Origin of the sequence: Oceanobacillus kimchii X50 (assembly GCF_000340475.1) — a bacterium.
GTDB lineage: Bacteria > Bacillota > Bacilli > Bacillales > Amphibacillaceae > Oceanobacillus > Oceanobacillus kimchii.
This window is the reverse complement of sequence record NZ_CM001792.1, coordinates 50,034-62,054: the sequence shown is the minus strand read 5'-3', so window position 1 is coordinate 62,054 and position 12,021 is coordinate 50,034. Positions and strand designations below refer to the sequence as shown.

Genomic DNA, 12,021 nt, shown 5'->3' with positions numbered 1-12,021 from the left:
GTTTATAGCATCTAAACTTCTACTTAAAGACTCACTAGTAAATTCTGGAGAGATTTCTTTTGGAAAATACCCCTTACCTATTATTCTTTCTATACTAATTTAAAACTCCTCCCCCTCATCAAATTTAATCCTTTTCACCCTCCCTTGATGAGTAATTACCTTAGTCTCTCCATGATCGGGTAAATAGGATAACTTCGCTTCACCATTTGAATAAACTAGTACAAATGGCTTATCCCTATTTTCTATATCGACATTTAATTTCCCTTGTTTAAATGGAATTTGTTTTAATCTCATGTTAGCCCTCCTAAGATAATTACTCATTGATAGATTTTTGTTACTTTACTGCTTGATTTAATGCTTGTATATTCGTCCACTCTAGCGTATATAGTGACACTTCTTCTAGCTTTCTTCCATCACTAGTGTAATGGACTCCTAGCTTCTTTAGTTTTTCAATTAGCTCTTTCTTACGCAGTACCGTACTTTCTGATTCACTCACATTATTCCTCCTTATTTCCTAGTCTGGTTTCTCTTAAAATCGCTAATTTAACTTTTAATTCTTTTAATGATTTTCCTTCTGTTTCAAAGAAGCCAAATCGTCTTAACTGACCTATCACATAAGCTTTCATGCTATCCTCGTGTACATCAACCATTTTCACACTATCCCTCCCTTATAATCCGACTGCTGCAAGATAATCTAAAGCAATTCCTCGACCCGATAAGACCCTCGGAAACTCCCCCATATCTTTATAGGGAATACTCTTGCGGCCGCCAGTCATAGCTTTGTTCCAGTAATCTAATACACTATCAAACGGTACAAAATAGGTTTCGTTTAACTTTGCGAATTCGATTAATACGAAGCATGTACCCCCTTGATTTTGATAGTTCTTTAGAAAACGCATTTGATGCTCTTCAATATTGCTAAGAGGAAAACGTGTCGTTTCTCTTGTTGATTTAGCATCAAACGCAATCGCCTTTCCGTTTGCCACCCCTACAAAGTCAACTGTGCTTTTTTTCTCCGGATGTGCACTTACTATCTGTTTTCCTCTACGGATAACCCTCCAAGGTGTAGGTACTTTTTGAACTGTTGCCCATTTCTTTAACTGGTACTGCATATTTGATGACTCGATGATTTGTTCAAAAGACTTTCCTCTATTTGCATGTGAGATCATACTCTTGTATTCCTCCTATAAGTCGTTAAATTTACTTGGTGCATCTTTATAGAACTTCTTATAGAGATCTATCTCCTTTTGTGTAGGCATATCTAATTCGTATTCACGTAACTCCGGTTCTTCTGGTGATTCTTTAGGTGCTAATACAAAAATCATTAAAGTTGTGATTAACATAGCGACGATTAAAATTGCACCATTTAGGACCTCTTTTTTCATATGTTTTCCCTCGGCTGTATAAAAATCGGTCGCTTTAAATTACCTTTTCTTGCTTGATCATATAATCCTATGAATATCTCATCCTCATCTCTATCAAATAGACCTGCAATATCCTCGATGCAATAACCCATGTCATGAAGTTGAGTTACTTCCTCGATGATGCTTTCTGAATAAACTCGGTTCATATCTTCTAGGCAATATACAAGTCCATCTTTCGGCTTTTTCACCTTCATTCGTTTAATTGGTGGCAGTAAGATCATGAACTCCCTCCCGAAGCTTGCAAATATTCCTGCAAGCGTTGTTGTACATCTATCACTGATTCTCCCTGTTTTTCTTCTGGCCCTACTTGTTTTTGCTTATGCTTGTTCTGCTTAAACCAGTCAGGAACAACTGCTGCAGATTGTTGCCTCGGATGATATGGCTTCTTGCTTTGCTGATGGGTCCTCTGATTTTGAAATTGAACCTCTTCTGCTTTAGCTTGTTCAACTGTTTTTATATTTTTATGGTGCCAAGAATTCAAGATACTTTTTGCATAACCCCAATTTCGCTTATTTCTATCAAGCGACCGCTTCAATGCTTCAATCACTAGATCGTCGCCACAATCTTCTATCCACTGCATCATAGATTCCCTTTCAAATGCACTTGGTTCTCCCGGAAAATTGTTTTGATAAAATTGAATCGCATCTGTAGTAGGAGTAGTAGTATATAATTCTTTAATTCTTAAGTTCTTTAATTCTTGATATTGTTCTCCCTTCGTTCTATCTTCGTTCTCCTTTCGTTCACTATTAGTTCTTACTTCTTCACTTTCGGCGTTCTCCTTAGATTCATTACTATCCTCTAAGTCTTGATATTTCGCATAGTTAAGGATGGTAAATAGTGTTCCTAATTCCGTTTCTTTAACGTTTAGCCTTTCAGCGTCAACTAACTTCTGGACGCAACGCTTAATGGTATTAAGTGAATACTTTTTATAACCACGACCTTCTTTATATGAAAGATCATCTGCTAGTTTCCGATAAGAACGAATGTATTGTCCTTTATCTAACGTAATTCCTTTATATTTAAATCCGTCCTTAAAACTGGCTTTACCAATCAAATAAATGAACACACGAAACGTCGTTACATCATGCCATAAATCAGAGTCAAAGATTTCTCGATAAACCTTAAACCAAGTTGTCATTTCCACCACCCCTTATCGATGTATTTCACAGTAAGCTTTTTTATCTTGTACCTTCTTCACCACGTAATTTGGATATCGTTTCATATATTCCAATATGAGCCTCTGTGCGTCTTTTTTATCTTGCGCCTGCTTGAATATCCAAGCAGGCAACAAAACTTTTGTGTGATTATTCATTAGCTTTCTCATCACTAAATTGTTCTTGAGCAGCAGTTAATTCATCTTCGGTCAAATTGAAATCAATAACATCACCACTTGGCTCTGAAGGGTCTTTTGTTTCTTCTACATATGCTTTTTGCATATCGATAGATAAGATGCCCCATTTGTTTAACATGTTTCGTACAACGGTCTTCTTTGCCATTGCATCCCAATCATTTTTCCAACCAAAATCAGATTTACTAAACTTATTTTTATGCCTTTCGATTTCTGCTTTACTCCAGTAGACTGTTTTTCGAAATCCATTAATTAATTCAAAAAAACCAGTATAACCAACCACTTTATCCGAGGTTCTTTTTTCAAAATCTAATTCAATCTCTTCCGTTAATCGATTAAAAGACTGGAGCTCCCCTTCATATACCTCAATTACATTAATATTTCGATATTGTCCGCTTCTTAGCGCTAACTGTATATAACCCTTATATCCAAGCTGAAAGGTTGCTTGATTACCATAAGGAATAACCCATGCATAACCTAAATTTCTATCAATTGGTAAATCTAATGTTGCAGCTACCATTGCACTTGAAACAACACTCATTTGATCACATTTTTGTAAATTGGTATCGCCATTTACGAGATTAATGACACTTGCCATAAACTGTGATGCCTTTGAATCTAGCATTTCTTCAAACCGCTTCTTTACACTATCTGCACCCATCAATTGTTTAATCGTATAACCTGATGGAGTGTTTTGATTACCCTGTTTACTTGAGAGTTGATTTTTAAGAGAGTCATTCGTTGCCATATTATCCAAGCTCCTTTACATTAAATTTGCGATAATTAGAGGTTTTTAGTACAGAATTATATACGTCAGGGTATTTACTCTTTAAAAGCTTGGAGTCCACACTCTTACGCTCAAATTGCTTCCAATCTACTTGATAATTTTGTACAAATCCGCTTTCCGCTTCTTTCAACTCATGTTTAATTTTGTTCTCCGTTTCTTTAGCAACTTTCTGTAATTCTTTAATCTGATTTTTAATAGAAAGCAAATCATCAATTTTTTCTTTATAGTTAGACTCAAGGTCGATAGATTTTCCTTGTTCAACGTTTGCATAACGTTCTTTTAGAAATTTTTCAGCTGCACTTGAACCATCCAAAGCAGGAGGACGATTTCCTTTAACGTGGTAATTCCAGAAGTGGATTTCTGCATCAAATATCATTTGAATTAGTTCTTCATCACGTTCAATTTCTTTCCATACAAATTTCTGCCCACCTATAAGAACAGCAATATACGCTTTCGAATAACCTGTTACACCAAGATAATGCTGAACTTGTACAAGATAAGCTTCCGGTATTTCTTCGCTATCCCATTCTTTCGTGAGAAAAGTACTTGCTGTCTTACATTCAAGTAGTGCATCTTCACCAACTACTTTTCGATCAATATTAGCCATCAAGAAAGGATAATCTGTATGCTGAAGCATGAAGTTATTTCTTCTTACTTTCTTTCCTGAACGGATTTCAAATTCTTTCGCTACCATGTCTTCAAGAAGGTCTCCAAAATAAGCAGCTTCACCTGCAGTATCCGTTAAATGTGATTCATCTGTTTTTTCAATCCATAGTTCAAACGGCGTTTTATATTTATTTAATCCAAGGATGATGGAAGCGTCGCTCCCACCTATTCCTTTGGTACGTTCTAATAGCCATTCTTGCCTACTCATTTCAATTGTGTTTTTAACCATTGCTTCTACCTCCCGATTCCTTTATAATGGAGCCAATTAGAAATTTGCTCATGGTTCCTAAAAGAGTACCCACTGCCATGGGTGCTTTTTTATTGCGCAATTTTATATACTGCTCCATGTTGTTCCAGTACTTCTTTTGCATCATCACTTAACACCTCTACTAAATAAAACTCATCCGCAAAAATCAAAATCTCTTCACCAGTTAGAACTTCATTTCCTAGTCCATCCACCCCATATTCTTCTCTGCGATGACTCGTCTTTAAATAACCCGCTTGTTCCATTTCCTCAATCATTGGATGATCCATGATATACCTCCTAAATTAAAATGATTGTGATTATTGCTATAACAAGTGGCATTGCCATAATGACGTAGAATGCTCTCTCATCCTGTACGGTTGTTTCATCCGGTTCACCTATGAAGAAACTAATCATCCACTTTCTCATACCCAACGTTTTCCTATCTCTTCTCTGCGTTTTTCTTCTGCAAATATTGCTCTTAACAAACTATCTGCTTCTTTCGTAGATTTAATAGAAAAATCGATTCTCTTAATCTCTCTCAATGATCTATTTGCATTCTCTGAATAAAGTACTGCTCTTTGTAGGTCTCCTGCTTTTAATGCCTTTCCTTCTTGCTCCCTGCAATACTTGTAACAGTATTTTTCGTCTTCTAATTGTTTTAGTAACTCTGCTATTGTCATTTGTCATCCTCCTACATAATCTCTTAATTTTTTTGGTGAAATATGATACGTCCATCTACTGGATAATTTAATAGCAGTACCAATAGGTAAAATATTTCTTTGTAACCCAACCCTTACAAATTGCTCTGATTTCCCAAGAACCTTAGCTGCATCAGATACTTTAACGTTAAGTGTTTCTTGTTCTTGCTTTAGTTCCACTTAAATGACCTCCTATAAATGGTTGATTAATAAGAAAAACAAAATGATAATACCGATATAAGCTACTCCGTCATCTTTCATATAATCATCCCTCCTAAACTTAGTAAGATGGTTCCTATGCCTGTTCCTGTGTTGACTATATTTGATAAGATCTCAATCGCTACATTAGGGTCTATGTTGAACAGTACAGACATCGCTAAATCGTGCGCTCCTGTTCGATTAACCCATCTGTTAAACTCTGCGATGCGAATTGGTAACTTACCACTTTCCATTCTTGAGATATTACTTCTAGATAGATGCATTTTTGAACCCAACTTTTCTTGACTCCAACCCTTGCGCTTTCTCATCTTTTTAAGCTGTTTTCCTATTTCCTCATCGCTTAATTCTTCCAGTTGTAGTTCACCTTGCTTGTAACCTAGCAATCTATTTCACCCCCCTTGTGCATTGTCTGCACATTTGTCATATATGCAGGGGTTGCACAGTAACTCTTAGGTTGTGAAGTTATAATGTAATTACAGACCCCTCAGTTGGTTTTCTGTTTGCTTTCATGCCCCCTTAGCTTGGTGGATTAAGGGGTTAAATAACTTCTTGAAATTTGTACCTCCTAATAGGAATTTTGTCCTTTTCTGTCGAATTATCTATACAGGAAGGAGGTGTAACATTTGTTAAAAAAATATCTAATATCTTTTCGGGAAGAAGATTTAAACAATGAATCATTAGACAATGCTATAAGAAGTAGAATTGAGCATCTTAGTCCCAAAACATGGTTTCAAATTTTCCCAAACCTTATATTGATTCAATCTGATCTTTCTATAGGTAAGATTCTTGCTGAAATTGAGACTATTTGTCAGAATAAACGTACTGTTATTACAGAAATATCAGATTGTGTAACTAACGAAGAACCACTAAATGATGCGCTAAAAGAATACGGATATTAGGATGAACATCTACGGACGTACTCTTTATATGCATTGATATACTCTTCTTTTGAAACTGGAGGATATTTAAAGCTCATACCAGGGAATAAATATTCAGTTTCTTGATTTGGTGAATCAAAGCTTATCGTCGATTTTTCGGCGATTTGCTTTTCCAGCTTTTTAATTCGCTTTTCTAATTGATCAATGCGTTTTTTCATTTATATAACCTCCTTAATGATATGTTTCGAATCGTTACATTGATAATCAAAAAAAAGAGTCCACTCAAAATCCAAAGAAGATGCTATCTTTTTGGCAACTAATACACTAGGGTTTCTTCTTCCTTGTTCTATCATTGTAAAATAAGATCTTTCAATATCAGATTTTCTAGCAACTTCAAACTGAGTCAGACCTTTTCTTATCCTTTTTTCTTTTAGCCATTGACGCACATTTACACCTCCTGTTTCGTTTCGTTACATTAAATAATAGTATCATTTAGTTACTTTGTCAATAAAAAAAGAATAAAAAGTTTCTATTTGTTACATAATATTTAAAGTAACGTTTTGTTACTATATTATTGTTTTAGGAGGGAGTTAGGTAATGGCCACTTTTCAAAATAGATTAATTGAACTTAGAAAATCCAAAAGAAAAACCCAAGAAGACATTTCGAAAATTATAGGAATAACAAGACCAGCTTACACAGCATATGAGAGAGGGACTAGGACACCTGACTATGAAATCCTTAAGGCGTTAGCTAACTTCTATAATGTTACTATTGATTATCTTTTAGGACATAGCGATCAACCTCACTTAACTGAGGATGAGGCATTTGAAGCTTTTAAAAATGACCCAGACTTAGAGAGATGGTATAAAGAATTACCTAAAAGTAAAGAAGAAGACCTACGTAGACTTAAAAAGATATGGGAAGCTTTTAAAGAAGATGATTAAAAATATACATTTTAGGTGCACATTTTTGTGCACCTTTTTTATGAAAAGATAAACTGACAAAAAACGTTATAAAATTATAGTCAGAAATAACCAAAATTTCTAATGATTAAACAAATTGCATTGATTTATTACAAATATTACTTTACCATGACATTTGTAACAAAAATTATTTTCTATTTAGGAGGATTTTCATGTTTAAAAAACTTATTATTACCTTTATGATTGTGTTAGTGAGTATTACTACAGTTTTACCAAATGTCAGCGCGGCAACTAAGCAAAATGACGATTTAATAGACTTCGATGACCTAGAAGAAGTTGACTTAACTACAGTAACTAATCTAGATGAAGCATTGGGTAATGTAGGAATTACAAGAGATAATTTGCTAGATAATAATTATAAAGTTATAAGTGAAAACGTTAGTTTTATTAATGCTAAGAATACTGAAAATAACCGTTATTATAATTTTTACTTAGAGGGAAACGAAATTAAGTATTATAGTGTACAGGCAGAGAAAGATAATGGAAACGCTACTTTTGAATTATATGATATGAGTAATATCTTTATATTAAGTTCGGAAGTTGATAAATATGGAAACGTTGTTAAGGAAGAAACTTACATGGATAGACACCCTGAAAATGATGGTATCCAGCTCTTATCATCATCAGGTATTAATAAAGCAGCTTTTAAATGGGCTTGTATTTTTTCTAGTTACATAGCTTGTCTTGCTGTAGCTGCTGCTGCAGGAGCTGCTGGCGCTCTAGTATCCGGACCTTTTGGTGTAGCTGCAGGGTTTGCTGGCGGCAATGCATGCAGATATCTTTTCCAAACGGCGGTAGATAAGTATGGAGGAAAAGATAAAGCTTGTAAAGTGCTTTCGTAACGGCGGTGAGAGGATGTTTTAATTGACTGATATAAAAAGCATTTTTAAAAGAATGGGATGGCTCGATCTAATATTTATAATCCCAATGTTTTTGTTATTTTCATATTTACCTACTTATAATTTTTGGAGTATATTATTAAATGTGATTATTGTAATATTTTTTTCATTCGGTTTGGCAATGGTATTTCATATTATTGTTGATTCTATTAAAAGATAAAAATATTAGTGAGTTACTGTATAAAATCACAATCGTTCAGATATATCCAAATACTTCTAATACTAACCCTTGTTCCGTATTGGAATAAGGGTTAGTATTATGTATGTTATTAATTAAATAATTCTTAAATAGAAAAATCTATAAAGCTCATCTAAACGTAAGAGATTTCATGGTTTTTAGGATGCATCACCTAAATTTTTTTAATCAAAAAAAGAACATACATTCGCGTAAAGCGGGGTCACATCATGCTTACTACTACCAGAATTGAAAAAATTACTCAAAAGTTATTGATGAAACTCCAAGTTAATCACCCCGAAGATTTAAACATCGATAGAATCACAAAGGGGCTAGGAATCAAGGTTAAATATTGGGAGTTCGAAAGTGAACTTGTAAAAAAGAAAGGGAGATATATTATCTTTCTAAATGAAAATTCAAATGAAATTAAGAAATGGCTAAATTTGATACACGAAGTAGGACATCTCTGCTTGCATGTAGGTAGACAAGAAAACTTACCTTATGAATTTGTGCAACTACAAGAGTGGCAAGCAAACACATTTACGTATTATTTTTGCGTACCAACCTTCATGTTGGATGAATTACACACTGTTACACCTGCAGAAGTGAGTCGCATATTTAACGTAGACTATAGTTTTTCTGTAAGAAGAGTTGAAATGTATCAAAATAGAAAAAATGCAGTCATGCAAAAACGAAGAACACTTGCTTATGTTTAAGGAGGTTTTGTTAGATGAGAAATCCAAATGGGTACGGTTCTATATATAAGCTGTCTGGGAACAGAAGGAAACCTTTTGCTGTTAGAATAACTACCGGATGGAATAATGAAGGAAAGCAAAAATATGAGTATCTCGGTTTTTATAAAAGTAGGCAAGAGGCAATGGTGGCTTTAGCAGATTATAATAGCAACCCTTATGATCTATCATCCGGAAAAATAACTTTTGCAGAAGTGTATGAACGCTTTTCAAAAGCTAAGTTTCATAAAATATCAAGATCGAATGTGCTTGGTTATCAAGCATCTTATAAACGATGTGAGCCACTGCATGATATGAAATTCATTGAAATAAAAAAGCCTCATTTACAATCTGTTATTGATAACTGCGATAAATCGCATGGTACAAAAAGAAAAATAAAAGTGCTTTTTAATCAACTATATAAATATGCTATGGAACATGATCTTACACATAGAGATTATTCTAAATTTGTAGAGTTACCCAAAGACAACACCAATAGCACACGTAAACCATTCAATATTGATGAAATTAAATTGCTCTGGGATAACCTAGATCGATTAGATGATATAGATACTGCTCTGATAATGATCTATTCCGGCATCAGACCGGGAGAGCTTGTAGAGATTAAAAACAAAGATATTAATCTTGACGAACGTTTTTTCCGAGGAGGTATAAAAACTTCTGCAGGTAAAAATAGATTAATTCCAATCCATAAAAAAATACACTCATTAATTGAGAAAAGAATGGATTCAAATAATGAGTATTTAATTGTTAATGGACAAGGAAATAAGGTTAGCTATTATTCATACTATCAAGATAAATGGAAAAGAATTATGGAGCAATTGGAGTTGAAACATAAACCTCATGATTGCCGACATACATTTGCTACATTAATGGACAATGCCGATGCTAATAAATTGTCTATAAAACGTATCATGGGACATGCATCTAAAGACGTAACAGATAAAGTGTATACTCACAAAGATGTTAAGCAGCTACTTAAAGCGATAGATATGCTTTGAGAAAGGCTGCTTTCTCTTATATCTATTTGTGTATTGCGTGTGTATTGTGTGTGTATTACATGCCCGTTTTGAGCGATTTCTAAAAAACTTTATACAATGTAAAAACCCCCAACCATAAGGGTTGAGGGTTTTCTGATATTCCAAAAACTTAACGTTTTGAGAACTGAGGTGCACGACGTGCTTTTTTAAGACCGTATTTTTTACGTTCTTTCATACGAGCGTCACGAGTAAGATATCCTTCTGCTTTAAGAGCTGAACGATACTCAGGATCTGCTTGTAATAATGCACGTGCGATACCGTGACGGATTGCACCTGCTTGACCAGTGAATCCACCGCCATCTACATTTACAAGAACATCATAAGTTCCTTGAGTTTCTGTAGCAGCTAATGGTTGGTTCAAGATTAAGAGTTGAGTTTCATATGGAAAATAGTCTTGTGCATCACGACCATTTATTGTTACATTACCTGTACCTGGTACTAAACGTACACGGGCAGTTGACTTTTTACGGCGTCCAGTGCCGTAGTATTGTACTTGTGCCAAATCATTTACCTCCCTTTAATTATCCGCGAAGCTCATAAACTTCTGGTTTTTGCGCTTGATGATTGTGCTCTGCTCCTCTGTAAACGTGCAATTTCTTGCCCATTTTACGTCCTAGAGGTCCTTTTGGAAGCATACCTTTAACCGCGATTTCAAGCATTTGCTCTGGGTATTTAGTACGCATTTCGTTAGCGTTACGCTCTTTTAATCCACCTGGGTGGTTAGAGTGACGATAGTACATTTTATCGTTGATTTTGTTACCAGTTAATTCGATTTTGTCAGCATTAATAATGATGACATTATCACCTGTGTCAGCGTGTGGTGTGTAAGTAGCTTTATGCTTTCCACGAAGGATAGATGCTACTTCACTTGCTAAACGACCAAGACGTTGTCCTTCAGCATCCACAACAAGCCATTTGCGTTCAATATTCGCTTCATTTGCCATGAAAGTTGTGCGCATGATAGTTTTCCCTCCATATATCAATCATTCATTTAAATTCGTTGTCAATATTTATATTCTAACATAATTAGATTCCGGGGCTAATCATGGTTTAGAAATAAAATGCCATATACCATAATATAACGACTAGCCGTAAAAGTCAAGCTGCCGGTGAAATAATTTGTTACTTTTCACTGCCATTTTCTTCATAGAAGACCCTCCATAAATACAAGCCTTGTGGAGCTAATGTTTTCCCTATTTGTTGACGATTTTTACTCGCTAATAAGTCGATAATATCTTTTGGATTTCGTTTTCCTTTTCCCACATCTAATAGGACACTCATCATAATGCGTACCATATTATATAAAAAGCCGCTTCCTCGAAAAACAAATTCAATATTAGATCCTGTTTGGTGACAGGAAACATGATATAACGTACGAATCTTTGTCCCTTTCACCGATGATTTGGCTGAAGAAAAACTCGTAAAATCATGTGTCCCTTCTAGATATTTACAAGCTTCTTGCATTCGTTCAAAATCCAGTTTTCTAGGTTCGTGGTAAACATACTCTCTCCGGAACACATCAGGATCTTCTTCATTAGAGACAAAATAGTGATATTCTTTTTCTTTCACACTATACCGAGCATGGAATTCTTCTGTTTTCTTTTCTACCTTTCGAATTCGCACATCATCCGGTAGTAATGTATTTAATGCTTGCTTCCAATTTCGTTCAGGGATTTCCAGTGGGCTGTCGAAGTGAATTACTTGTCCAACAGCATGAACACCCGTGTCCGTTCTACCGGACGCTTGAATTCGTATTGATTTACCTTTATGCATGTTGTACAACGCTTTTTCTACAACACCTTGTACCGTTCTATGGTCTGGCTGAACTTGAAATCCAGCAAAATCAGATCCATCATACGATACCGTGCATTTTAATCTTTCCACTTCCTTCAACCTCTTTCTTT

Annotated in this window: 25 protein-coding genes; 6 read left to right on the top strand and 19 right to left on the bottom strand. The window is 34.9% G+C overall.

What is annotated here, in order from left to right:
• Positions 1–99 precede the first annotated feature (99 nt).
• From C794_RS00425 to C794_RS19465, 14 genes are all read right to left on the bottom strand, one after another.
• Complete coding sequence (locus tag C794_RS00425) at positions 100–294, bottom strand: XtrA/YqaO family protein (protein WP_017795168.1); 195 nt, start codon at positions 292–294, stop codon at positions 100–102.
• Between the two features lie 40 nt (positions 295–334).
• A complete protein-coding gene (locus tag C794_RS20585; RefSeq protein WP_017795167.1) occupies positions 335–496 on the bottom strand; it encodes a hypothetical protein in 162 nt (53 codons plus the stop codon).
• A 1-nt stretch (position 497) separates the two neighbouring features.
• Positions 498–656 carry a hypothetical protein gene (locus tag C794_RS20580; protein ID WP_017795166.1) on the bottom strand — a complete coding sequence of 53 codons (159 nt, stop codon included), beginning with the start codon at positions 654–656 and terminating at the stop codon, positions 498–500.
• 12 nt (positions 657–668) lie between these two features.
• On the bottom strand, positions 669–1,169 hold the full coding sequence (locus tag C794_RS00410; RefSeq protein WP_017795165.1) for a Holliday junction resolvase RecU: 501 nt from the start codon (positions 1,167–1,169) through the stop codon (positions 669–671).
• Between the two features lie 15 nt (positions 1,170–1,184).
• Positions 1,185–1,385: a hypothetical protein gene (locus C794_RS00405; RefSeq protein ID WP_017795164.1), complete on the bottom strand. Its 201-nt coding sequence runs from the start codon at positions 1,383–1,385 to the stop codon at positions 1,185–1,187.
• The gene (locus tag C794_RS00400; RefSeq protein WP_017795163.1) at positions 1,382–1,645 is read right to left on the bottom strand and encodes a hypothetical protein; all 264 of its coding nucleotides are present in this window, start codon (positions 1,643–1,645) and stop codon (positions 1,382–1,384) included. The genes C794_RS00405 and C794_RS00400 overlap by 4 nt, the downstream gene beginning before the upstream one ends.
• The gene (locus C794_RS20075; protein ID WP_017795162.1) at positions 1,642–2,562 is read right to left on the bottom strand and encodes a DnaD domain-containing protein; all 921 of its coding nucleotides are present in this window, start codon (positions 2,560–2,562) and stop codon (positions 1,642–1,644) included. The genes C794_RS00400 and C794_RS20075 overlap by 4 nt, the downstream gene beginning before the upstream one ends.
• A gap of 166 nt (positions 2,563–2,728) precedes the next feature.
• Positions 2,729–3,520 carry a recombinase RecT gene (locus C794_RS00385; protein WP_017795160.1) on the bottom strand — a complete coding sequence of 264 codons (792 nt, stop codon included), beginning with the start codon at positions 3,518–3,520 and terminating at the stop codon, positions 2,729–2,731.
• Position 3,521: 1 nt separating this feature from the next.
• The gene (locus C794_RS00380) at positions 3,522–4,454 is read right to left on the bottom strand and encodes a YqaJ viral recombinase family nuclease (protein ID WP_017795159.1); all 933 of its coding nucleotides are present in this window, start codon (positions 4,452–4,454) and stop codon (positions 3,522–3,524) included.
• A gap of 89 nt (positions 4,455–4,543) precedes the next feature.
• Positions 4,544–4,759 (bottom strand): hypothetical protein, encoded by a 216-nt coding sequence (locus C794_RS00375; RefSeq protein ID WP_017795158.1) that lies wholly within the window; start codon positions 4,757–4,759, stop codon positions 4,544–4,546.
• Positions 4,760–4,769: 10 nt separating this feature from the next.
• Positions 4,770–4,898: a hypothetical protein gene (locus C794_RS21120; RefSeq protein WP_017795157.1), complete on the bottom strand. Its 129-nt coding sequence runs from the start codon at positions 4,896–4,898 to the stop codon at positions 4,770–4,772.
• On the bottom strand, positions 4,895–5,152 hold the full coding sequence (locus tag C794_RS00365; protein WP_017795156.1) for a hypothetical protein: 258 nt from the start codon (positions 5,150–5,152) through the stop codon (positions 4,895–4,897). The genes C794_RS21120 and C794_RS00365 overlap by 4 nt, the downstream gene beginning before the upstream one ends.
• A 3-nt stretch (positions 5,153–5,155) precedes the next feature.
• The gene (locus C794_RS00360) at positions 5,156–5,350 is read right to left on the bottom strand and encodes a hypothetical protein (RefSeq protein WP_017795155.1); all 195 of its coding nucleotides are present in this window, start codon (positions 5,348–5,350) and stop codon (positions 5,156–5,158) included.
• Positions 5,351–5,427: 77 nt separating this feature from the next.
• Positions 5,428–5,772 (bottom strand): helix-turn-helix domain-containing protein, encoded by a 345-nt coding sequence (locus tag C794_RS19465; protein WP_017795154.1) that lies wholly within the window; start codon positions 5,770–5,772, stop codon positions 5,428–5,430.
• A gap of 240 nt (positions 5,773–6,012) precedes the next feature.
• On the opposite strand from C794_RS19465, the gene C794_RS00350 reads away from it, so the two are divergent.
• Complete coding sequence (locus tag C794_RS00350) at positions 6,013–6,288, top strand: hypothetical protein (RefSeq protein ID WP_017795153.1); 276 nt, start codon at positions 6,013–6,015, stop codon at positions 6,286–6,288.
• Here C794_RS00350 and C794_RS19460 read toward each other — a convergent pair.
• Positions 6,285–6,485 carry a hypothetical protein gene (locus C794_RS19460; protein ID WP_017795152.1) on the bottom strand — a complete coding sequence of 67 codons (201 nt, stop codon included), beginning with the start codon at positions 6,483–6,485 and terminating at the stop codon, positions 6,285–6,287. The genes C794_RS00350 and C794_RS19460 overlap by 4 nt on opposite strands.
• Positions 6,486–6,713 (bottom strand): helix-turn-helix transcriptional regulator, encoded by a 228-nt coding sequence (locus tag C794_RS00340; RefSeq protein WP_017795151.1) that lies wholly within the window; start codon positions 6,711–6,713, stop codon positions 6,486–6,488.
• A 151-nt stretch (positions 6,714–6,864) separates the two neighbouring features.
• On the opposite strand from C794_RS00340, the gene C794_RS00335 reads away from it, so the two are divergent.
• The 5 genes from C794_RS00335 (at position 6,865) to C794_RS00315 (ending at position 10,078) form a co-directional block, all read left to right on the top strand.
• Positions 6,865–7,212, top strand: a complete 348-nt coding sequence (locus tag C794_RS00335) for a helix-turn-helix domain-containing protein (RefSeq protein ID WP_017795150.1) — start codon at positions 6,865–6,867, stop codon at positions 7,210–7,212.
• A 191-nt stretch (positions 7,213–7,403) separates the two neighbouring features.
• Positions 7,404–8,093: a hypothetical protein gene (locus C794_RS00330; RefSeq protein ID WP_017795149.1), complete on the top strand. Its 690-nt coding sequence runs from the start codon at positions 7,404–7,406 to the stop codon at positions 8,091–8,093.
• A 22-nt stretch (positions 8,094–8,115) separates the two neighbouring features.
• Positions 8,116–8,310, top strand: a complete 195-nt coding sequence (locus C794_RS20905) for a DUF6007 family protein (protein WP_017795148.1) — start codon at positions 8,116–8,118, stop codon at positions 8,308–8,310.
• A 245-nt stretch (positions 8,311–8,555) separates the two neighbouring features.
• Complete coding sequence (locus C794_RS19455; RefSeq protein WP_017795147.1) at positions 8,556–9,041, top strand: ImmA/IrrE family metallo-endopeptidase; 486 nt, start codon at positions 8,556–8,558, stop codon at positions 9,039–9,041.
• A gap of 14 nt (positions 9,042–9,055) precedes the next feature.
• Positions 9,056–10,078, top strand: a complete 1,023-nt coding sequence (locus C794_RS00315; RefSeq protein ID WP_017795146.1) for a tyrosine-type recombinase/integrase — start codon at positions 9,056–9,058, stop codon at positions 10,076–10,078.
• A 148-nt stretch (positions 10,079–10,226) separates the two neighbouring features.
• Here C794_RS00315 and rpsI read toward each other — a convergent pair whose 3' ends face one another.
• The 3 genes from rpsI to truA all read right to left on the bottom strand — a co-directional run bounded on the left by rpsI (position 10,227) and on the right by truA (position 12,001).
• On the bottom strand, positions 10,227–10,619 hold the full coding sequence (gene rpsI, locus C794_RS00310) for a 30S ribosomal protein S9 (RefSeq protein WP_017795145.1): 393 nt from the start codon (positions 10,617–10,619) through the stop codon (positions 10,227–10,229).
• A 19-nt stretch (positions 10,620–10,638) separates the two neighbouring features.
• Complete coding sequence (gene rplM / locus C794_RS00305) at positions 10,639–11,076, bottom strand: 50S ribosomal protein L13 (RefSeq protein WP_017795144.1); 438 nt, start codon at positions 11,074–11,076, stop codon at positions 10,639–10,641.
• A gap of 163 nt (positions 11,077–11,239) precedes the next feature.
• The gene (gene truA / locus C794_RS00300; protein WP_017795143.1) at positions 11,240–12,001 is read right to left on the bottom strand and encodes a tRNA pseudouridine(38-40) synthase TruA; all 762 of its coding nucleotides are present in this window, start codon (positions 11,999–12,001) and stop codon (positions 11,240–11,242) included.
• Positions 12,002–12,021: the final 20 nt, after the last annotated feature.

What these genes read in the sequence shown, in the direction of transcription:
- C794_RS00425 (WP_017795168.1), bottom strand. Translation starts at nt 294, where the DNA reads ATGAGATTAAAACAAATTCCATTTAAACAAGGGAAATTAAATGTCGAT.
- C794_RS00410 (WP_017795165.1), bottom strand. Translation starts at nt 1,169, where the DNA reads ATGATCTCACATGCAAATAGAGGAAAGTCTTTTGAACAAATCATCGAG.
- C794_RS00405 (WP_017795164.1), bottom strand. Translation starts at nt 1,385, where the DNA reads ATGAAAAAAGAGGTCCTAAATGGTGCAATTTTAATCGTCGCTATGTTA.
- C794_RS00400 (WP_017795163.1), bottom strand. Translation starts at nt 1,645, where the DNA reads ATGATCTTACTGCCACCAATTAAACGAATGAAGGTGAAAAAGCCGAAA.
- C794_RS20075 (WP_017795162.1), bottom strand. Translation starts at nt 2,562, where the DNA reads ATGACAACTTGGTTTAAGGTTTATCGAGAAATCTTTGACTCTGATTTA.
- C794_RS00385 (WP_017795160.1), bottom strand. Translation starts at nt 3,520, where the DNA reads ATGGCAACGAATGACTCTCTTAAAAATCAACTCTCAAGTAAACAGGGT.
- C794_RS00380 (WP_017795159.1), bottom strand. Translation starts at nt 4,454, where the DNA reads ATGGTTAAAAACACAATTGAAATGAGTAGGCAAGAATGGCTATTAGAA.
- C794_RS00375 (WP_017795158.1), bottom strand. Translation starts at nt 4,759, where the DNA reads ATGGATCATCCAATGATTGAGGAAATGGAACAAGCGGGTTATTTAAAG.
- C794_RS21120 (WP_017795157.1), bottom strand. Translation starts at nt 4,898, where the DNA reads ATGAGAAAGTGGATGATTAGTTTCTTCATAGGTGAACCGGATGAAACA.
- C794_RS00365 (WP_017795156.1), bottom strand. Translation starts at nt 5,152, where the DNA reads ATGACAATAGCAGAGTTACTAAAACAATTAGAAGACGAAAAATACTGT.
- C794_RS19460 (WP_017795152.1), bottom strand. Translation starts at nt 6,485, where the DNA reads ATGAAAAAACGCATTGATCAATTAGAAAAGCGAATTAAAAAGCTGGAA.
- C794_RS00335 (WP_017795150.1), top strand. Translation starts at nt 6,865, where the DNA reads ATGGCCACTTTTCAAAATAGATTAATTGAACTTAGAAAATCCAAAAGA.
- C794_RS00330 (WP_017795149.1), top strand. Translation starts at nt 7,404, where the DNA reads ATGTTTAAAAAACTTATTATTACCTTTATGATTGTGTTAGTGAGTATT.
- C794_RS19455 (WP_017795147.1), top strand. Translation starts at nt 8,556, where the DNA reads ATGCTTACTACTACCAGAATTGAAAAAATTACTCAAAAGTTATTGATG.
- C794_RS00315 (WP_017795146.1), top strand. Translation starts at nt 9,056, where the DNA reads ATGAGAAATCCAAATGGGTACGGTTCTATATATAAGCTGTCTGGGAAC.
- rplM (WP_017795144.1), bottom strand. Translation starts at nt 11,076, where the DNA reads ATGCGCACAACTTTCATGGCAAATGAAGCGAATATTGAACGCAAATGG.